At 71.3% G+C, this 18,790-nt stretch carries 14 protein-coding genes; 3 read left to right on the top strand and 11 right to left on the bottom strand.

Features of this window, described 5'->3' with window-relative positions; genetic code table 11:
* Positions 1-231: 231 nt before the first annotated feature.
* Positions 232-1,068, bottom strand: coding sequence for a phosphate/phosphite/phosphonate ABC transporter substrate-binding protein (locus DLJ53_RS21065; protein WP_111348852.1), 837 nt, complete (start codon positions 1,066-1,068; stop codon positions 232-234).
* A 154-nt stretch (positions 1,069-1,222) separates the two neighbouring features.
* Positions 1,223-2,149: a fatty acid desaturase gene (locus DLJ53_RS21060; protein ID WP_202913266.1), complete on the bottom strand. Its 927-nt coding sequence runs from the start codon at positions 2,147-2,149 to the stop codon at positions 1,223-1,225.
* A 199-nt stretch (positions 2,150-2,348) separates the two neighbouring features.
* On the opposite strand from DLJ53_RS21060, the gene DLJ53_RS21055 reads away from it, so the two are divergent.
* Positions 2,349-3,209 carry a helix-turn-helix domain-containing protein gene (locus tag DLJ53_RS21055; RefSeq protein ID WP_111348848.1) on the top strand — a complete coding sequence of 287 codons (861 nt, stop codon included), beginning with the start codon at positions 2,349-2,351 and terminating at the stop codon, positions 3,207-3,209.
* 405 nt (positions 3,210-3,614) lie between these two features.
* Here the strand turns inward: DLJ53_RS21055 and DLJ53_RS21050 are convergent, their stop codons facing one another.
* Genes DLJ53_RS21050 through DLJ53_RS21030 form a run of 5 tightly spaced genes read right to left on the bottom strand, consistent with a single transcriptional unit; the run spans position 3,615 to position 10,170 of the window.
* Positions 3,615-4,781 (bottom strand): NAD(P)/FAD-dependent oxidoreductase, encoded by a 1,167-nt coding sequence (locus tag DLJ53_RS21050; protein ID WP_111348846.1) that lies wholly within the window; start codon positions 4,779-4,781, stop codon positions 3,615-3,617.
* Complete coding sequence (locus tag DLJ53_RS21045) at positions 4,778-5,968, bottom strand: NAD(P)/FAD-dependent oxidoreductase (RefSeq protein ID WP_111348845.1); 1,191 nt, start codon at positions 5,966-5,968, stop codon at positions 4,778-4,780. The genes DLJ53_RS21050 and DLJ53_RS21045 overlap by 4 nt, the downstream gene beginning before the upstream one ends.
* Entirely contained in the window at positions 5,968-7,539 is a 1,572-nt protein-coding gene (locus tag DLJ53_RS21040) for an FAD-dependent oxidoreductase (protein ID WP_111348844.1), read from the bottom strand. Before DLJ53_RS21040 ends, DLJ53_RS21045 begins: the two co-directional genes overlap by 1 nt.
* 37 nt (positions 7,540-7,576) lie before the next feature.
* Positions 7,577-8,842, bottom strand: a complete 1,266-nt coding sequence (locus DLJ53_RS21035; protein WP_111348843.1) for a cystathionine gamma-synthase family protein — start codon at positions 8,840-8,842, stop codon at positions 7,577-7,579.
* Complete coding sequence (locus DLJ53_RS21030; protein WP_111348841.1) at positions 8,839-10,170, bottom strand: aromatic ring-hydroxylating oxygenase subunit alpha; 1,332 nt, start codon at positions 10,168-10,170, stop codon at positions 8,839-8,841. The genes DLJ53_RS21035 and DLJ53_RS21030 overlap by 4 nt, the downstream gene beginning before the upstream one ends.
* Positions 10,171-10,274: 104 nt before the next feature.
* Between DLJ53_RS21030 and DLJ53_RS21025 the strand changes: the two genes are divergently transcribed.
* Positions 10,275-11,279, top strand: coding sequence for a LysR family transcriptional regulator (locus tag DLJ53_RS21025; protein ID WP_111348839.1), 1,005 nt, complete (start codon positions 10,275-10,277; stop codon positions 11,277-11,279).
* 221 nt (positions 11,280-11,500) lie between these two features.
* On the opposite strand, the gene DLJ53_RS21020 is transcribed toward DLJ53_RS21025, so the two are convergent.
* From DLJ53_RS21020 to DLJ53_RS21005, 4 genes are read right to left on the bottom strand one after another with little or no spacing between them, the layout of a single operon-like run.
* Entirely contained in the window at positions 11,501-13,585 is a 2,085-nt protein-coding gene (locus DLJ53_RS21020; RefSeq protein WP_111348837.1) for an ABC transporter ATP-binding protein, read from the bottom strand.
* Positions 13,582-14,460, bottom strand: coding sequence for an ABC transporter permease (locus DLJ53_RS21015; RefSeq protein ID WP_111348835.1), 879 nt, complete (start codon positions 14,458-14,460; stop codon positions 13,582-13,584). The genes DLJ53_RS21020 and DLJ53_RS21015 overlap by 4 nt, the downstream gene beginning before the upstream one ends.
* Positions 14,457-15,416: an ABC transporter permease gene (locus DLJ53_RS21010; protein ID WP_264194729.1), complete on the bottom strand. Its 960-nt coding sequence runs from the start codon at positions 15,414-15,416 to the stop codon at positions 14,457-14,459. The genes DLJ53_RS21015 and DLJ53_RS21010 overlap by 4 nt, the downstream gene beginning before the upstream one ends.
* A 7-nt stretch (positions 15,417-15,423) precedes the next feature.
* A complete protein-coding gene (locus DLJ53_RS21005) occupies positions 15,424-17,097 on the bottom strand; it encodes an ABC transporter substrate-binding protein (RefSeq protein WP_111348833.1) in 1,674 nt (557 codons plus the stop codon).
* A 520-nt stretch (positions 17,098-17,617) separates the two neighbouring features.
* Between DLJ53_RS21005 and DLJ53_RS21000 the strand changes: the two genes are divergently transcribed.
* On the top strand, positions 17,618-18,790 hold the full coding sequence (locus DLJ53_RS21000; protein WP_111348831.1) for an acyl-CoA dehydrogenase family protein: 1,173 nt from the start codon (positions 17,618-17,620) through the stop codon (positions 18,788-18,790).

Raw genomic sequence — 18,790 nt, 5'->3', positions numbered from 1 at the left:
CGAGCACACGCACAGAATGCATGAGAACGACACTTTTTTCACCCCCAAAGATGCCTGCGCGCCACTCGACACCGCGGCGAGGCGCCGCGCGCACGGCCGGCTCTGCGGCCGATGCGGTGTGACGCATGACGGCACTCGTGCGGCGCCGGGAGGTGCGCCGTGCGCCGTCTACCCTTGTCGGGGCCGGGAAGCGATCGGGGAAACAGATGGTTACGGGCGCCGGGTCCGGCGTCAGGCGAGCTCGGAGTACCCGAGCGCGGCGGCCTCGGCGGCGTATTGCGCCACGATCGCGTAGTCGTCGACGGTCACGGGAACGACGTCGACGAGGCCGATCGCGGCGCGGGCGTCGGCGATGGCGGGATCGGCCACCGCCCCGCGCAGCGCGTGGAAGAGTTGGACACGCAGCACGGGATCCGCGTCGCCCCGCGTCACGAAGGGGAGGGACGGGCTCGGTGCCGTCTCCGCCAGGATCCGCAGGCCGTCCACGAGATCCGGCCGGTGGCGCGCCGCGATGGCGAAGGTCACCGCGTCGACGGCCGCGACGTCCGCCTCGCCCTGCTGCACCGCGGTGAGGCTGGCAACATGGCCGCCCGTTTCCTGGACGGAGGCGAACATCGGCTTGCCCCCCGCGAGCGGTGCCAGGGCGTGGCGGAAGAGGTTCATGCCGGTGTTGCTGTCGCGGCCGTTCATCGCGGCGCGCGTCCCCGCGACGTCGGCGAGCGAACGGGCGGGCGCCTCCTCGCGCACGACGATCACGCTGACATGGCGGGGACCGTCGCAGCCGGGCCAGGCGTAGACCGGCGCCGCGATCGGCCGGACAACCCCGGCGAGCGACGTCACCAGCGGAAAGCCGCACGTCTGCGCCAGAAGGAGGTTCGGGTCGTGCCAGATCGCGTCGTGCGAGCGGTCCCGGTCGAGCACCGCCGGCACGTCCGGGACCCCGGCGTCGCGCAGCCGCAATGCGACGGCGGTCCAGATGCGGTCGTTGGCCGCCGAGACCCACGGCGCGTCGTACATGCCGAGGCTCGCGGTTTGCGCGCCGCCCGGCGCCGGATGGGTCGCGGTCATTAGGATCGGGTCAGCCGTTTGCGATCATGGGGGCAGTCCAGAGACGCGGCCGGGCAGGGAGCATCGGCCACCGGCCAGCCTTCGGACCTGGTGTCGAAGGAGGCGGGTCGTTCAGGAGTGTAGCGTCCGGCCGGCCGCATGGGTAGGCAGCGGTTCACCGCTCCGGTGCGGCCGCGGCCTGCAGCGCCACCGCGGGGCCGCCCGTCGCCACGGGGTCCCCCGGGACACGGCCCGCCGGATGCTGCGGCATGTCGTGCCGCCGAACGAGGAAGCGCCGCGCGATCTCGCCGTAGCCGCGATAGACCAGCCCTCCGTTGCGGGAAATCAACGCTTCGCGATGTTGCGCATACCACCCCGGGAGGCGGTACCACGGCAACGTCGGTCGGGCATGGTGCGCGGCATGCAGGTTGTTGTGCAGGTAGAGGAGCCCGAGCACCGGCGCCTTCTCCACGATTGCCGTCCGGTGGCACACGTCGTCCTCCGCCCGATGCTCCGCGAATGAGCGCACCAGCAGCAGCGACGTCGCCGCGTAGACGATGCCGAGGTAGACCCACGGCGACATCCCGCAGACGACCGAGACCCATGCGAGGACGGCGGCGGCACCGAGGCCATGGCGGATCCAGATCCGCCGGATCACGCGGTCGCCGCGCCGGATGGCGCACATCTCGGACGCGATGAACCGCGAAATGCACCACGCCGGGCCGATCAGCATGCGCCCCGAGAGCGTCGTCTGCGCGCCCACCAGCAACCGCGCCCACGGCGACAGCGCGGACCAGTCGGCGGGCGCCCAGTAGTAGGACTCCGGGTCGTCGAGCGGGTCCGTCAGCCGCTCGTCCCGGTGGTGCGCGAGATGCAGCATCCGGTACCGCGCGAACGGAACCCAGAGCGACAGCGGCACGAAGCCGAGCGCCCGGTTCACCGCCCGCCAGCGCGTCGGATGCCCGTGAACGATCTCGTGCTGCAGCGACGAATGCCACGCGACCACCCACACGAGGGCCGGCACCAGGATGAGCGCCGGGACCGCAGCGTGGAAGTACGTCAGCGTCAGCCAGCCGCCGTAGACGGCGGCCGTGAGGGCCACGGTCGGCCATTCGACCGCGGTCCGGTCCGAAAACCGGTCGTCCGAAGAGGGGGGTAGGATCGCGACCTGGGGCATGTGCCCAGAATGTGGCGCTCCCGGGGCACCCGCAACGAGGGACTTCGAGAGAAACCGAGGGAGTTGTCGCGCCTTTCGGCCAAAGCGTGATATTTATCCGGAAACGCGATATTGCGAGGAGGGGATGTTGATTGCCCAGCGCCGCGCCGTCGTCAAAAGCTTCCGCGAGCGGCTGCAGGTCGTCATGGACCGGTCGGCCCTGACCCCCTCCGCCTACGCCCGGACCGTCGGGATCGACCGCTCGACGCTCGCCCAGCTCCTCGCCCCCGCCAACGAGCGGCTCCCCCGCGCCGAGACCCTCGCCGCCATCGCCACCCTCGCCGGCGTCTCCGTCGACTGGCTCCTCGGCCTCACCAGCCAGGAGCGGCCGGGCGCGGAAGTCATCGAGCCCGTCAGCGTCGAGGGCGGCGCCCATTCGCCCATCGACGACCGCTTCCTGCGCTGGTACGCCGAGGCCGAGACCGCCGGCTACCGCATCCGCTCCGTGCCCCGCAGCTTTCCGGACTTCCTGAAATCCGCCGAGGTGATGCGCTACGAGTACGCCCAGTGGCCGGAGATCGACGAGGCCGCCACCGTCCGCTGGGCCATGGAGCGGCGCGCGCAGATGCGCCAGTCCGCCCTCTCGCAGGAGTCCTGCGTGCCCCTCCAGGCGCTCGAGGCCTTCGCCCGCGGAACCGGCCAGTGGCAGGACCTCCCCGCCGAGATCCGCCGCCAGCAGCTCGGCGAGATGTCCGAGATCTGCCGCGAGCTCTACCCGAGCCTCACCTTCCACCTCTACGACCTGAAGCAGACCTACTCGGCCCCGTTCACCGTGTTCAGCCCCCAGCGGGCGATGATCTACATCGGCGCGCTGTTCTTCATGTTCACCGCCACCGAGCACGTGCGCGCCCTCAACCGCCGCTTCGACGACCTCATCCGCGCCGCGGTCGTGCAGCCGAACGACGTCTGCGACGTGATCGCCGGTCTGGCGGACGAGGTGCGGTGAAGGCATGGCGGCTCCGGCGAGCGGGACGGCCGCGGGGCTCAGGCTTCACCAGGGAACAGGGCTGGGCGCCTGTCCCCCGGAGCCAGCCATCGCTGATTGAAGCCCTGCGCCGGGTCGGGACGGGCCGCAAGGCACGCTCCGCTCTTCGGCCTTGCACCCCGTCCCGCCCCGGCGCTCTTCGGGCTTCAGCGATGGCTGGCTCCGGGGAACAGGCTCAGGCCGGGACCTGCGGTGGCGCCCCAGGACGGGACGTCCGTGCCGGAGGAGGACGGGACGTGCGTGCCGGAGGAGGACGGGACGTCCGTACCGGAGGAGGATGGACGACGGCGCGATGTGGGGTCGCGGCCGGCAGATCGGCTCAGCGGCGAGCCGGGCGACTGGCCGGCGGCGACGGTGGGGCGGGCCCTATTGGGCCGCCGCCTCGGTCATCGGGGTCAGGAAGGCCTCGCATTCCGGCTTCGTCATGCGTCCCGCCGCCCAGCGGGTCGTCTCGGCCGGGTCGCGCTCGCCGGCGATGGCGGCCGCGACGCTGTCGCCGATCAGCGGGCCGAGCTTGAAGCCGTGACCGGAGCACGCGCTCTGGATCCACGCCCTGGAGCCCCACGGGCGCACCTGGAACTCCTCCGACGGGTCGATCGTCACCGTGTAGAAGCAGACCTTCTTTTCGAGGATCTGGTACCGGTCGAAGTCGTTGTAGGCGAGCGGCGCCGCCCGCATCAGCCGGGCGAGGTCGTCCTCGCTGGCGATCCGGTCGCCGGTCGCGTCGCCGCGCCGGGTGAAGACGTGGTCGCCCACCTTGAGGCGCGTCCCCGGGCGCGGCGGGAGCGTGTAGGTGCCCGATTCGGTGCCGAGGTCGCACAATACCGGCATCTCAGCCCACACGCTGGCGAGCTCCGGCGGCGGCGCCAGGAACATCACCGCCTGACGCGAGGCGACCACCCGGTCGGCCACCGCGTCGGTCAGCCGGTTCACCCACGCGCCGGCGGCGATCACCACGTGGTCGGCCCTGAACTCGCGCTCGCCGGCGACGACGACGCCGCCGTCCGGGTCGACCGAGGTCACCTCGGTGTCGGGGATCAGCCGCACGCCGAGATTGCCGAGCCGCACGACGAGGTCGGTCAGGATGCGGATCGGGAAGAGGACGCCGCCTCCCTCGGTCTCCACCGCGCGGGTCAGGCCCTCGGTGTTGATCATCGGGAAGCGGTCGGGGACGTCCGCGAGGGGAATGTCGCGCGCCCAGCGGCCCATCTCCGCGAGGTTGCGCTTCACCGGCTCGTACCAGTCGCTGTCGCCCCGCTCGAAGTAGACGACCGGAGAGGGGGAGAGGTGCCTCGCGCCGATGTCCGCGAAGAGCCGGTCGTACATCGCGAAGGCCGCCGGCATCATGTACGCGTAGCCCTCCCACGGGCCGTACGCGTAGCGGGTGATGCGGTGCTCGTCGTAGGACGAGGCGCGGGGGTTCGGGATCGGGCCCTGCTCGATCACCGTCACGTCGAAGCCGCGGCGGTTCAGCGCCCAGGCGGTGGACAGGCCGGCGATCCCGGCGCCGACGACGATGGCGGAACGGCTCATTGCATCTCCAGTACGGCAGGCTTCGGCGGTACCCAGCCCAGGGTTTCGCGCCAGTTCGGGTCGAGACCCTCGAACCGGGCGAGGGACAGTTTGGCGAGATCACAAAAGGACGGCTTGCCGTCGATGACAAGGTCCCGCAGCGCATGTCCCGTCGCCGGCGACAGCCCGAAGCCCACCGAGGACATCGTCGCCACCGTCACGTTGTCCGGCGCGGTGAGCCGCTCGATCACCGGCCGTCCGTCCGGCGTGTTCTCGATGACGCCCGACCAGGAGCGGATGACCCGCGCGTGCGCCGCCTTCGGCAGAAGCTCGGCGACCCGTTTGGCGAGCCCGCGCAGCGCCGTCCCCGACGGGCGCGGCGGGGCGCTGTCGAGCGGCACGTCGTCGTACCACTCGTGCCAGCCGCCGCCGTAGGCGAGGTTGCCGCGCAGCGTCTGCCGGCCGTACATCCCGTTGCCGTCGACGCCCGTCAGCGGCATCAGCGGCAGCGGCTCGGTGACGATCATCTCCGCCCGCGCCGGCGCCATAGGCAGGTCGATCCCCATCGTCGCGAGGAGCTTGCCGGTCAGCGGCCCGGCGGCGAGCACGAGGTGGTCGCAGGCGATGCGGCCCTCGGACGTCTCCACCGCCACCGCCCTGCCGCCGTTGGTGACGACGCCGGTCACCGCGACGTGCTGGCGGATCCTGGCGCCGTGGTCCTGGGCGGCCCAGGCGTAGGCCTGGCTGGTGCGCTGCGGGTTGGCGTGGCCGCCGAAATGGAGGTGGACGCCGGCGACCACGTTGTCGCCCGCCAGCGGCACGCGCCGGCGCACCTCCTCGGGGCCGAGCTTCTCGAGCTCGTAGCCGGCGGGGATGCGCATCCTCAGACCCTCGGCGAAGTCCTCCTTCGCGGGGTCGATCTGGAAGACGATGCGGGTCTTCTGGAACTCCGTCGGGTAGCCGAGGAGCTCGTCCATCTGCGGCCAGAGACGCTGCTCCTCGTGGAACAGCGGGCTCTGGTAGTGGGTGCAGCCGCCGCCGTTGCGGCCCGAGGCCTCGAACCCGACGATGCCCTTCTCCAGCACGGTCACGTCGACGCCGTCGCGCGCCAGCCACCACGCCGCCGACAGGCCGGTGACGCCGCCGCCGACGATCACCACCGAGGCGCCCTTCGCCTCGCCGCCGTTCGCTAGGGGTCTCGTGTCCATCAGTAGGGCATCCCGGCGTTGATCTGCTCGTTCTCGCGGTCGGTGCCGATGTCCTCGTAGCCGATCCACTGGGTGACGATGCCGAACCAGACGTTCCAGTCGCGGCTTGCCTCCGGCGTCTCCTCGAGATCGGCGAGGACGGACAGCGGCAGCGGGCGCACCGGGGCGCGGTAGCCGGCGAGGGGGATGTCCTCCGGCCGCTCGCCGGCGCCGATGGCCATCGTCAGCGCCACCTGTTCGCGGCAGCGCCGGGCCTGGCAGGGGCCCATGCAGGCGCGGGTGAGGCGCTTGATCTGGTCCTGGTTGACGGGGCCGTCCCCGGCGAGCGTCCTGAGGTCGCGCTGCGCCATCTGGTTGGAGCGCCAGCCGAGATAGCGCGGCGGCTGCACGTCGAGGAGCTCGCCGCGCGTCACCTCCTCGCACATGCAGGCCATCACCTCGCGCCCGCCGGTGTCGAGGAGCGCCTTCGCCCAGTCGAACTGGTAGGCGATGGCGTCGGGGCCGGCGGGGCGCCCCACCGGAGCGGCCGGCGCGGCGGCGCGGCCCAGCGAGGCGAGCGCGGCGCGGGCGGCGGCGCGGCCCTCGGCCACGGCGTCGCCGCCGAGGCCGGTGCAATCGCCCGCGGCCCAGACGCCCGGCAGCGACGTCGCGCCGTCCGGGCCGAGGACCGGGACGTGGCCGCCGCGCGCCGGGTCCATGACGCGGGCGGCGCCGAGGACGTCGAACAGCTCGATCACCGGGACCGCGCCGACCGCGACGACGACCGTGTCGCAGGCGATCTCCTCCCTGGCCGCAGCGTCGGCGACGTCGCAGACCGTGAGACCGGTCACGCCGTCCGCACCCGCCTGCGCCGCCAGCGGGACGTGGCCGACGAGGGTGGTGAACCCCGTTCCGTCGAGCGTGGACGACTGCAGCGTCGCGCGTGCCTCGACGATGGCGGCGACCTCGACGCCGTGCTCGGCCGCGAGGGCCGCGGTCGCGGCCGCGACGTCGCCGCTGCCGAGGATGACGATGCGCTTCCCCGCGAAGGCGTCGTAGCGCGTCAGCAGCGACTCGAACGCCATCGCACCCATGACGCCGGGCTGGTCGGACCCGGCGAAGGTGAAGTTGAGGTCGCGCGCCCCGGTGGCGACGATCAGCCGGTCGAACCCGACGAGCCAGCTCCGCGTCTCGTCCGCGAGGCCGACGACCGGGCCGGGAAAGCCCGACATGCCCGCCCCGTTCGCCCAGGCGCCCCAGACGGAGGTGGAGAGGCGCACGTCGACGCCCGCCTCGAACGCCTCGGCGAGCACGGGCGAGGCGGCGAGGATCTGTTCGACGAGCCGCTCCGGCGTCTGCACCGCGTTGGTCGCGCGGCCGCCGAACTGGAGCGGCACGTCCATGCCGATGAGGCCGGGCGAGACCGGGTTCTCGTCGATCAGCATCACGGAGGCCCCGGCGCGCGCGGCTTCGAGGGCGGCGGCGGCGCCGGCCGCGCCGGCCCCGACGACGACGATCTCGGCCCGTTCCGACGGCGGCGTCAGCTTGCCGTTGACGTTGAAGCGGTCGGGGAATGGAAGTGTCAGTGTCATGCGTCGGGTCGTCATGCGCTCGGGTCCGGGGATGGGGTCAGACGGCCGCGAGGGCCTGGTCGAGGTCGGCGACGAGATCGTCCGGGTGCTCGATGCCGATCGAGATGCGCAGCGCCGAATCGTCGACGCCCACCGCCGCGCGCACCTCCGGCGCGACGGAGTAGTGCGTGGTGGTGGCGGAGTGGCAGATCAGCGTCTCCGTCCCGCCAAGGCTGACCGCCATCCGGATGACGCGCAAGCGGTCGAGCATCGCGAACGCTTCCCTTTCGCCGCCGGCGATGCGGAAGGAGAAGGTGGAGCCCGCGCTGCGGCACTGCCGCTCAAACACGGCCCGCGCCGCCGAGCCCTCCGGGAGGAAGCCGAGGTAGGTCACGTCGCGCACCTTGGGGTGGTCCCTCAGGAAGGCGGCGACCGTCGCGGCGTTGCGGGCGGTCCGCTCGGCGCGGAGCGGCAGCGTCTCCAGCGAGCGCAGCATCATCCAGCAGGAGAACGGGTCGAGGTGGGTGCCGAGCGACGTGCGCAGCCTGCGCACCGGCACGACCGCGGCGGCCGAGCCGGTGACCGCCCCGCCCAGCAGGTCGGAGTGGCCGCCGGCGTACTTGGTGAGCGAGGTCACAGAAAGGTCGGCGCCCTCCTCGAGCGGCCGCTGGCCGAAGGGGCCGAGGAAGGTGTTGTCCACCAGCACCAGCGGCCGGTGGTCGCTGCGGCCCAGTGCGTTGGCGGCTCCGACGACCGCGCGGATGTCGGCGAGCCCCGCGGTCGGGTTCGCCGGCGACTCGACAAGGACGACCGAGAGGCGGCCCTTGGTCACCGCGACGCCCATCGTCTCGGCGATGCTGGCGGGGGAGAGCGCGTCGGGGATCGCGAAGGAACGCACGCCGAGACCCGCCAGAAGGCCGGTCAGCAGCCCCAGCGTGCCGCCGTAGAGCGGTGCGGTGTGCACCACGGTGTCGCCGGGGCGCACGGTGGCGAGGAGCGTCGCGGAGATCGCCGCCATCCCGGACGAGAAGGCCGCGCACGCCTCGGCACCGTCGAGCGCGGCGAAGCGCTCCTGCACCATCCTGAGGTTCGGATGGTCGAGGCGGGCGTAGATGTACTCGGCCTCGTCGGGCGACGCGGTCTCGAAGAAGGTGCGATGCGCCTCCTTCGCGGCGCCTGCGGTCGGGTAGGTGAAGGTCGAGGTGAGGACGATGGGCGGCTTGATCGCGCCGAAGGCGGCCGCGGCGTCGTAGCCGTGGCCGACCGCCATCGTCTCGGGGTGGTGCGGCTGCGGCCCGGCGGGCCGCTCCGGTCGTTCGGTCATAGGTGGGCAGCACCCGGGTGGTAGGCGGCGTATTCGTCGTTGGCGGCGTCCCGCAACGCCAGCGGGACGAGCTCGTCTCGGTCGTTGCGCACCAGGCGCTCCGGCAGCGGCTCGAACCCGGCGCGGGCGGAGACGTAGCGGCACGCGGTGTCGAGGTAGAAGTCGATGAAGCGCTTCACGTAGCTCTCGTCCGCGCCGTTGTACGGCCCCGGCACGTAGCCGAACGAGTTGACCCCGCGCTGGTTGTTCTCGACGAGGTCGCGGTCCTGCATGTTGGTGACGTTCCAGAGGTGCGTCATCCGCTCGACGTCGTAGTCGACGCCCTCGACCGCGTCCTTGTGGACGAGCCACTTGCAGGTGACGACCGTCTCGTTCGGCGCGATGGGCATCGCCGAGAAGTAGACCGTCTGGTCGGCGGTGGAGTGGCAGAAGGAGTGCGGCTCGACCGCCCAGCGCAGCGAGCCGATGTCGGCCGTGTCGGCGTCCACCATCAGCCTGTTCACTGCGAGCTTGCCGTCGATGGTGAGGGAGAGGTGCCCCGCCTTCAGCGGAAAGCGCTCGATCTGCCACCAGGGGCCGAAGTAGGGGCCGATGCCGAGGCCGTTGGCGCGGACGCGCGCGGCGAAGGCATCGTAGTGCGCGTTGCCGCCCTGGGCCATCGTGTCGCCGAGGTCGTCGATCGGGAAGGTGAGGCAGAGTTCCGGATGGCCCGTCGCGCAGTGGTAGCACTCGCGCGCGTTCTCCATCACGAGCTTCCAGTTGCCGCGCTCGAGGAGGGTGTTCTCGTAGGCGACCTTGGCATTGCCGAGGTTGTGCGGGGCGAGCAGCGGTTCGAGCTCGGCGCGGAACCGTTCGAACGCCGGGGCCTCGTCGGCGAGGCAGACGAAGATCGCGCCGGCCACCTCCCGCACGTGGATCGGACGCAGGCCGTGCCCGGCGGGGTCGAAGCCGGGCTGCATGTTGCGGGCGTGGACGAGCTTGCCCTCGAGGTCGTAGACCCACTGGTGGTAGGGGCAGGTGAGCCGCGCGCGGCGGCCGGCACCGTCCGGGCACACCTGGGCGCCGCGGTGGCGGCAGGCGTTGTGGAAGCCGCGCAGCACGCCGTCCATGCCGCGGGTGAGGACGACGGGGGATCCGGCGAGGGTCAGCGCCAGGTAGTTGCGGGCGGAGGCGACCTCGCAGGAGAAGCCGGCCAGCAGCCAGGTGCCGGCGAAGACGGCCTGCAGATCGAACCGGTAGACTTCGGGACTGTTGTAGAGATCCTGCGGCAGCGTGTGCCCGGGCTTGCACTCGCCCAAAAGACCGCCGATCCTCGCTAGGTCGAGCATCCCCGTCTCCCTGCCCACATCCTGTGCGACGCTAAGATTTAAGCAGGGATGTCAGAGGCGCTCCAATTCTATTTTATCATGGCGCCATCGAATTGAGGCAACGGATGTCGCGACGGGCAAGCGAGCGGGAGGACCGGGCGGGCGGGCCGGAGGGCGCGCCCAGCGCCGCCAGCCAGCGCATCTGGCTCCCCCTCAACGCGCTGCGCGCGTTCGAGGCGGTGGCGCGGGAGCGTTCGTTCACCGCGGCGGCGGCGTCGCTGCACGTGTCGCAGAGCGCGCTGTCGCGGCATGTCGGGCGGCTCGAGGAGCTGATCGGCCGGCGCCTCCTGGAGCGCAGGCCGAGCGGGGTGGCGCTGACGCCGGCGGGGGCGGCGCTCCTGCCGGTGCTGACCGGCTCGTTCGACCGGATCGAGCAGACCATCCGCGGCCTCAGGCAGGAGGGCGCCGGCCCGCGCCTCCTCAGGGTGCACATGCCGCCGACGTTCCTGACGGTCTTCGGCGTCGACCTCCTCAAGGCCTTCCGTGCCGCGTTCCCGGGCGTCCTGATCGACGTGTCGTCCTCCAACGGGGTGGGGCTGCCGGCCTCGCGCGCGCTCGACGTCGCGGTGGTGTTCGACAAGCCGCGTGTCGACGACCGCGTGCGCGACCTCCTGTGGACGGTGAGCTGCACGCCGGCGTGCTCGCCGGAGGTGGCGGCCGCGGCGGCGGGCCGGTCGCTCGACGACTTCCTGCAGCAGGCGGAGCTGCTGCATGTGAAGCTGGAGAACGAGCCGTTCGGCGTCTTCTGGGCGGACTACGCGCGCCAGCGCGGGCTGAGCGTCGACGAGCGGCGCGGCCTCGCGTTCGACACGGAGGCGCTCGCCGTGCAGTGGGCGATGGCCGGCGGCGGCGTCGTCCTGATCGACGACGGCACGTGGCAGCGCGAGGTCGACGCGGGCCGCCTCGTCACCGTCGGGCCGACGGTCGACACCGCCTACGGCTACTACCTGACGCTCCATCCGGACGACCTGCACGATCCGGCGATCGCGCTGTTCCGCTCGTTCCTGATCAACCGCTTCGCCGGCGGCGGCCCCCGGCCGCCGCTCCCGCCGACGGCGCCGGCCCCCTAGAGCCGCCGAACGGTGTGGCGACCGGAGGGATGCGGGCCTGTCAATGGCGCCGCGCAGCGGCGGGCGAAGCCTTTACCATTGACAGGCCCGCAGCCCGGCCCACGCTGGACCCGGGGTTGGGGAAGGGACCGCGGAGCGGTCATCTCTCCCCAACCCCTGCCCGTCGGCGAGACGGAGGGAGCGCGAGGGGGGAACCCCCTCGACCGGCGGTGCCGGACGCCTCAGGCGCCGGCTGGGTCGTGCCGCGGGTCCGGCGGCGGACCGCCGACGCGGCCGAGACTTTCGCGCGGGAGGTGGCAGCGGATCGCGTGCCCGTCGCCGTCGGTGGCGAGCGGCGGTTCTTCGGTCTCGCAGATGCTGCCGAACTTGCGCGGGCAGCGGGTGTTGAAGACGCAGCCGGTCGGCGGGTTGAGCGGGCTCGGGATCTCGCCGGTGAGGCGGATCCGGGTCCCGCGCTCGCCGGTGATGGTCGGCGCGGCCGACAGGAGCGCCTCGGTGTAGGGGTGGTGCGGCCCTTCGAGGACCGCCGAGGCCGGCCCGATCTCCATGATCCGGCCGAGGTAGAGCACCGCGATCCGGTCCGACAGGTGGCGCACGACGCCGAGGTCGTGGCTGATGAGGATGTAGGAGACGCCCCGCTCGCGCTGCAGTTCGGTGAGGAGATTGAGGATCGCCGACTGGACCGAGACGTCGAGTGCCGAGGTCGGCTCGTCGCAGACGACGACGCGGGGCGCGGCGGCGAAGGCGCGGGCGACGGCGACGCGCTGCTTCATGCCGCCGGAGAGCTGGCGCGGCCGGGCGGGGAGCTGGCGCGGGGTGAGGCGGACGGCCTCGACGAGGCGTGTGATCTCCGCCTCGCGGGCCTTGCCTGTCAGCCCCGCCAGCTTCTTCACCGCCCGGCCGATGAGGTGCCGGACCGTGTGGGCGCGGTTGAGCGCCGAGTCCGGGTTCTGGAAGACGATCTGGAGCGCCTTCACCTGCTCCCGCGTGCGCCTCTTGACGCTCGGCGGCACCGTGCGGCCGTCGATCCTGATGGCGCCGCCGTCGTCGTGCTCGACGAGGCCGAGGAGGAGGTTGGCGAGGGTCGACTTCCCGGACCCCGACTCGCCGACGAGCCCGAGGGTCTCCCCCGCGCCGAGGGTCAAGTTGACGTCCCGCAGCGCGTAGATCGGCCGCGAGCCCAGCATGTAGGTCTTGGATAGGTGTTCGAGCTCGATCACGGGCGGCGCGTCGCCGTGCGTCTCGGCGACGGCGGCGACGGTGCCGACATGGGGCAGCTCGTGCACCTCGTCGTGGAAGTGGCAGCGGCTGCCGTGGCCGGGGCCGACGCCGTAGAGCGGCGGCGTCTCGGTACGGCAGCGGTCGCGCGCGAGGCCGCAGCGGGGCGCGAAGACACAGCCGACGGGGATGGAGCCCGGCGGCGGCGGGAAGCCGGGGATCGTGTCGAGCTGGCCTTCGCCCTTGCGGATTCCCGCGCGCGGCAGGCAGCGCAGAAGCCCGGCGGTGTAGGGGTGGCGCGGCCGGGCGAAGATCTCGCGCGCGTCGCCCTCCTCGACGAGCCGCCCCGCGTAGAGGACGCCGACGCGGTCGCAGAGCCCCGCGATGGCGCCGAGGTTGTGGCTGATGAAGAGGATCGAGGCGCCGAACTCGCGCCGCAGCGCCTGGACGAGGTCGAGGACCTCCGCCTCGATGGTGGCGTCGAGACCCGTCGTCGGCTCGTCGAGGATGAGGAGGGCGGGGTCCTTGGCGAGCGCCATCGCGATGACGACGCGCTGCTGCATGCCGCCGGAGAGCTGGTGCGGGTAGCTCGCCATGACGCGAGATGGGCCGGAGATGCGGACCCTGGCGAGCATCTCCTCGCCGCGTGTCCAGGCGTCGCCGCGGCTGGCGCCGAGGATCTCGAACACCTCCGACATCTGCCGGCCGATGGTGAGGGACGGGTTCAGCGCCTTGCCGGGGTCCTGGAAGACCATGGCGATCTCGCGGGCGCGGACCTTGCGCAGCTCGTGCGGGTCGAGGGTGGCGATGTCGTAGCCGCGCACCTTCGCGGTGCCGGACGAGATGCGCCCGTTCGCCGGCAGCACCCGCTGCAGCGCCAGCGCGACGGTGGACTTGCCGGACCCCGATTCGCCGACGAGCCCGTAGGCTTCGCCGCGGCGGATGGTGAGCGTGACGTCCTTCAGGACCGGCAGGTCGCGGCCCCGCACGCGATAGTCGACCGAGAGCCGGTCGAGCTCCAGCGCGGGGTGCCGCTCCGGCCTGGGCTCCGGGCTCGCGGGGGCGACGACGGGCGAGGGCGCGCTCATTCGGCGAGCGCCTTCTGCACCGCCTCGGCGACGAGGTTGACGCCGACGACCAGCGAGGCGACCGCGACGGTGGCCGGGACGACAGTCCACCAGAAGCCGCCGACGAGGACGCCGTAGTTCTCCGAGATCGTCAGCCCCCAGTCGGGCGCCGGCGGCTGCACGCCGAAGCCGAGGAAGGACAGCGAGGCGATGGTGAAGATCGCGTAGCCGAGGCGCACGGTCGCCTCGACGATGATGGGCGGCCAGATGTTGGGCAGGATCTCGACGAACATGATGTGGAAGGCGTTCTCCCCGCGGACGGAGGCGGCGGCGACGTAGTCGAGGTGCCGCTCGGCGAGGACGGCGGCGCGCACGGTGCGCGCCACGATGGGCGTGAAGACCAGCCCGACGACGACGACGACGGTGGGCGTCGACGGCCCCAGCGCGACGAGCACCAGCAGCGCGACGATGATGAGCGGCAGGGACAGCATCACCTCGATGATGCGGCCGATGATGGCGTCCACCCAGCCGCCGAAGTAGCCCATCGCCAGGCCGACGGCGGTGCCGGTGACGGTGCCGATGAGGGTGGCGAGCGGGGCGATCAGCAGGATGTCGCGCGAGCCCGCGATGACGCGGGAGAAGACGTCGCGTCCGATGGTGTCGGTGCCGAACCAGTGCTCGGCGGACGGCGGCGCGAGGGTGGCGAGGAGGTCGTCGGCGAACGGGTCGTACGGCACGATGTCATAGCCGAAGATTGCGCAGAAGACCCAGAAGAGGACGATGGCCGCGCCGACGAGGAAGGTCGGCGTCGTGACGAGGATCGCGAGGCTCGAGCGGCCCTTCGCCGGGGCCGGTTCGGCGTGCGCGGAGGCGGGCGTCACGGTGGCGTCGGTCATCGCTTCAGCCCCGCGCGCAGCCGCGGGTTGAGCATGACGACGAGCGTGTCGGCGATCAGCGTGACGAGGATGAAGAAGGCGCCGATGGTGAGGACGCCCGCCTGCAGCATGGCGAAGTCCTTGCCCTTGGCGGCGGTGAGGACGAGGTTGCCGATCCCCTGGTAGCGGAACAGCGTCTCGACGACGACGAGGCCGCCGAGCGCGTAGCCGGCCTGGGTGGCGATGACGGTGATGGTCGGCAGCAGCGCGTTGCGCAGGACGTGCCGGTTGAGGACCGTGCGCCAGGGCAGGCCCTTCAGGATCGCGGTGCGGGTGTAGTCAGCCGACAGCGCCTCGATGGTCCCCGACCGGGCCATGCGGGCGATGTAGCCGAAGAGGACGATGACGAGCGGCAGCGCCGGCAGGATGAGGTGCTGGATCTGCACCAGCACGCCCGAGCCCGGCGGCCAGGAGGCCGTCAGCGGCAGCCAGCGCAGGAAGACCGCGAAGACGAGGATGAGGACGATCGAGGAGACGAACTCGGGGATGACCGTCAGCGACAGGCTGGCGATGGAGACGATGCGGTCGACGGTCTTGCCCGCGTTGAGGGCCGCGATCACGCCCGCGCCGATGCCGAGCGGCACGACCATCACGAAAATCACGGCGACGAGCTTCAGCGAGTTGACCAGCGCCGCGCCGATGAAGGGCGCGACGGGCTGGCGGAAGGTGTAGGACTGGCCGAGGTCGCCCTGCAGCATGTTGCCCATCCAGTCGAGATAGATCTCGACCGGCGGGCGGTTGGCGCCGAGCTGCTCGTTCAGCGCCGCCACCGCCCTGGCGTCGGCGAGGGGGCCGAGGATCGCCCGGCCCGGATTGCCGGGGAGCACCTGCGTGCCGAGGAACACCACGATCGACAGCAGGAAGAGGGTGAGGAGGCCGAGAGCCAGCCTCCTCCCAATGGTCCGCAGGAGCCCCAGCGCCACGCTACTTTGACGCCTGGTTCAGGAAGATCTGACCCATGGCGGTGGTCTCGACACCCGACACCGTCGGCCCGGTCGCCGAGAGGTAGTCGTAGAAGTAGGGGAAGATGATCGGCGTCTCGTCGAGGAGGAGGCGCTGGATCTTGCCGGCGATCTCGGTCTGCGTCTCGAGGTCGACGGCGGCGATGTAGTCGGCGACGAGCTGGTCGTAGGTCGGATTGCTGAAGTTCGCGGAGTTCCAGGTGCCGGTCGACAGGAGCGGCGCCGACAGGAAGACGTTGGGCGTGCCCCGGTGGCCGTAGTCGGTGATGCCGAACTCGGAATCGAGCCAGTCCGACTTCCCGGGCACGGCGTCGCCGTAGTAGGCGCCGACGTCCTCGATCTTGAGGTTGATGTTGATGCCGATCTCGGCGCCGAAGTTCTTCAGGAGCGTCGCGAGGGTGGGCAGCTCCTGCATCTGCATCGTCGTCAGCGTGGTGTCGACGGTGGAGACGCCCGCCTCCGCCATCAGCGCCTTCGCCTTGTCGATGTCGCGCGTGCGCTGCGGCACGGTGGTGTCGGTGGACGGGAAGACCGGCGCGAAGGGCGAGTCGTTGCCGACGGAGGCCATGCCCTGGAACAGGCCGTCGACGAGCTTCTGGCGGTCGATGGTTAGGGCCATCGCCTCGCGGATGCGCTTGTCGGCGAAGGGGCCGGACTGGGTCTTCATGTGCACCTGGCGGTGCGTGTTGGCCTTGAGGCGCAGGATCTTGGCCGCGGGATTGTCGAGCAGCGGCCGCGCGCCCTGCACGTTGACCTGCTGGATGACGTCGATCTGCCCGCCCAGAAGCCCCAGCACCTGCGGCTGCAGGTCGTCGTAGAAGTTGAGCTCGATGCGCGACGGCAGGGCGGGGCCGCCCCAGTAGTCCTCGTTGCGCACGTAGGTGGCGCCGACCTTGGGCGTGTAGCTCTCGCGCTTGAACGGGCCGGTGGCGATCATCGAGCCTTCGAAGGCGGCCGGATCGGTGTCGGCCGGGACGATGATGGCGTTATAGTTGTCGGTGGAGACGTAGTAGGGGAAGTTGCCGTTCGGCGCCTCGAGGCTGAACTCGACGGTGAGGTCGTCGACCTTCCGGATGCCCTCCGGCGACAGGACGCCCTTGAACGCCGAGAGTGCGTTGGAACCGTTGGCCGGGTCCGCGAGGCGCTTGATGGAGGCGACGACGTCGTCCGCGCTCATGGTGCGGCCGTCGTGGAACTTGACGCCCTCGCGCAGCTTGAAGGTCCAGATGGTGCCGTCCTCGTTGGGCGTCCACTCGGTGGCGAGCATCGGCCGCAGGACGAGGTCCGGGCCGTCCATCACCAGGAAGTCGCCGACGATCTGGAGCGGCAGCAGGCCGCCCTGGTCGGCGACGGTGACCGGGTTGATGGCGCCGGACGGCGTGATCTGCGCGACGCGGATGGTGGCGCCCGGTGCCCCCTGGGCGCGGGCCGGACGCAGGCCCATCAGGCCGACCGTGCCGAGCGCCGAGGACATCAGCGCCGCCGAGAGGCCGAGACGCGAGCCGTGGCGCAGGAAGGCGCGGCGGTCGATCCGGCCGGTGAGCAGTTGATCGATGGCGTTGTTTTCAAGATCCGAACGGTCCTGGCGGAGCCGCTCCAGGATCTTAAAAGCGGTGGTATTGGGCAGCCGAGACATCCGTCCCCCCGGTTTTTGTTCCCGCTAATTCACGCAATTTGCGTGCCGTTCGCCTGCGAAGGCAAGGGCGCCCGGTGGAGTTTGTTGCCGCGTTTGCCCTCCCGCGGGGGAGTTGGCGCGGCCGCGGTGCCGTTTTCGCCAGTCCGGCGGGCGGTTTGCGAATGGGCGCACGGCGGGAAATTTCGCGCACGGATCGCGCTGTCCCGACCTGCGTCCGCCGTCGGCCGAGGCGTTCCCCGCCCGCCCGGAGATTACACATGGAGAAAAAATCACTTGCTGGGTGCGATCATGCCGTACGGCGTCCAGGCGTTCGCCGTATCGACGCGGAGCGGGCGGTGGGATGGACAAAGCATTGATATAATGAACCGATTGTGGCGTTTAGCTGAGAGGCTAGCGCGGCGATGGCTTCGATCCGAGACCCGGGTCGCTGTCGGATCGAGCGAAAAAACCTTAATCCGAAAAATTGCATATACAGAAAAACGTGCTACCGTTCCGGAAAATACAAATCCGGAGGAATTGCATGACCGGGAGCGAAGGGTTCGCCACGCGGCTGGCGCAGATCCGTCACTGGGTCCAGACCGTCGCCATTCCCGCCGAGGAGGAGGTCGTCGCGAGCGACCAGATCCCCGAGCGTCTCGTGGAGGACATGCGCCGGCTCGGCTTCTTCGGCTGGTCCATCCCGCGCCAGTACGGCGGCAGCGGCTTCACGACGACCGAGCTCGCCCGCGCCAACTTCGAGATCGCGCAGGCCTCCACCGCCTTCCGGGCGCGCGCCGGCACGAACACCGGCATCGGCGCCGAGGGCCTCGTGCAGGACGGGACGGAGGCGCAGAGGGACGCGTGGCTGCCGCGCCTCGCCTCCGGCGAGATCACCTCGTGCCTGGCCCTGACCGAACCCGGCGCAGGCTCCGACGCCATCGCCGTCGCCACCACCGCGCGGCGCGACGGCGACGCCTACGTGCTCAACGGCAAGAAGGCGTTCATCACCAACGCGCCGATCGCCGACCTCTTCACCGTGATCGCCCGCACCGACCCGGACAACCCGAAGAAGGGCGGCCTCAGCGCCTTCCTGATCGAGAAGGGCACGCCCGGCCTCGTCCCCGGCGCGCCCTACCGCAAGATGGGCCAGGAAGGCTCGCCGGTCTCCGAAATCACCTTCGCGGACTGCCGCGTGCCGGCGGAGAACCTCATCGGCGGCGTCGAGGGGAGCGGGTTCGACACGGTCATGAAGGCGCTCAACAAGCAGCGCATCAACCTCGCCGCCTTCTGCACCGGCTCGGCGATGCGCATGCTCGACGAGGCGATCCAGCACGCCCTGACCCGCAAGCAGTTCGGCCGCCCGATCGGCGACTTCCAGCTCGTCCAGGCGATGATCGCCGACTGCCAGACGGACGTTCACACCGCCCGCGCGCTCATCCTGGAGACGGCGGCGCGGCGCGACGCGGGCGAGGACGTCACCATGGAGGCCTCGATCTGCAAGTACCACGCGTCGGAGGCGTGCGGGCGCGTCGCCGACCGCGCGGTGCAGATCTTCGGCGGCTCGGGCTATGTGGCGGACTACAGCTGCATCGAGCGGCTCTACCGCGACGCGCGGCTCTTCCGCCTCTACGAGGGGACGAGCCAGATTCACCAGCTCAACATCGCCAAGCGCACCCTGAGCGCGGCGGCGCCCTCCCTTCGCGCGGCGAGCTGA

Origin of the sequence: Acuticoccus sediminis (assembly GCF_003258595.1) — a bacterium.
GTDB classification, from domain to species: Bacteria; Pseudomonadota; Alphaproteobacteria; order Rhizobiales; family Amorphaceae; genus Acuticoccus; species Acuticoccus sediminis.
Note: the sequence above shows the minus strand (reverse complement) of the source record. Positions and strands in the feature narration are given on the sequence as shown.

Excerpts from the sequence above, each read along its gene's own strand:
- DLJ53_RS21000 (WP_111348831.1), top strand. The coding sequence starts at position 17,618 with ATGACCGGGAGCGAAGGGTTCGCCACGCGGCTGGCGCAGATCCGTCAC.
- DLJ53_RS21025 (WP_111348839.1), top strand. The coding sequence starts at position 10,275 with ATGTCGCGACGGGCAAGCGAGCGGGAGGACCGGGCGGGCGGGCCGGAG.
- DLJ53_RS21015 (WP_111348835.1), bottom strand. The coding sequence starts at position 14,460 with ATGACCGACGCCACCGTGACGCCCGCCTCCGCGCACGCCGAACCGGCC.
- DLJ53_RS21040 (WP_111348844.1), bottom strand. The coding sequence starts at position 7,539 with ATGACACTGACACTTCCATTCCCCGACCGCTTCAACGTCAACGGCAAG.
- DLJ53_RS21005 (WP_111348833.1), bottom strand. The coding sequence starts at position 17,097 with ATGTCTCGGCTGCCCAATACCACCGCTTTTAAGATCCTGGAGCGGCTC.
- DLJ53_RS21035 (WP_111348843.1), bottom strand. The coding sequence starts at position 8,842 with ATGACCGAACGACCGGAGCGGCCCGCCGGGCCGCAGCCGCACCACCCC.
- DLJ53_RS21055 (WP_111348848.1), top strand. The coding sequence starts at position 2,349 with ATGTTGATTGCCCAGCGCCGCGCCGTCGTCAAAAGCTTCCGCGAGCGG.
- DLJ53_RS21030 (WP_111348841.1), bottom strand. The coding sequence starts at position 10,170 with ATGCTCGACCTAGCGAGGATCGGCGGTCTTTTGGGCGAGTGCAAGCCC.
- DLJ53_RS21020 (WP_111348837.1), bottom strand. The coding sequence starts at position 13,585 with ATGAGCGCGCCCTCGCCCGTCGTCGCCCCCGCGAGCCCGGAGCCCAGG.
- DLJ53_RS21045 (WP_111348845.1), bottom strand. The coding sequence starts at position 5,968 with ATGGACACGAGACCCCTAGCGAACGGCGGCGAGGCGAAGGGCGCCTCG.
- DLJ53_RS21050 (WP_111348846.1), bottom strand. The coding sequence starts at position 4,781 with ATGAGCCGTTCCGCCATCGTCGTCGGCGCCGGGATCGCCGGCCTGTCC.
- DLJ53_RS21065 (WP_111348852.1), bottom strand. The coding sequence starts at position 1,068 with ATGACCGCGACCCATCCGGCGCCGGGCGGCGCGCAAACCGCGAGCCTC.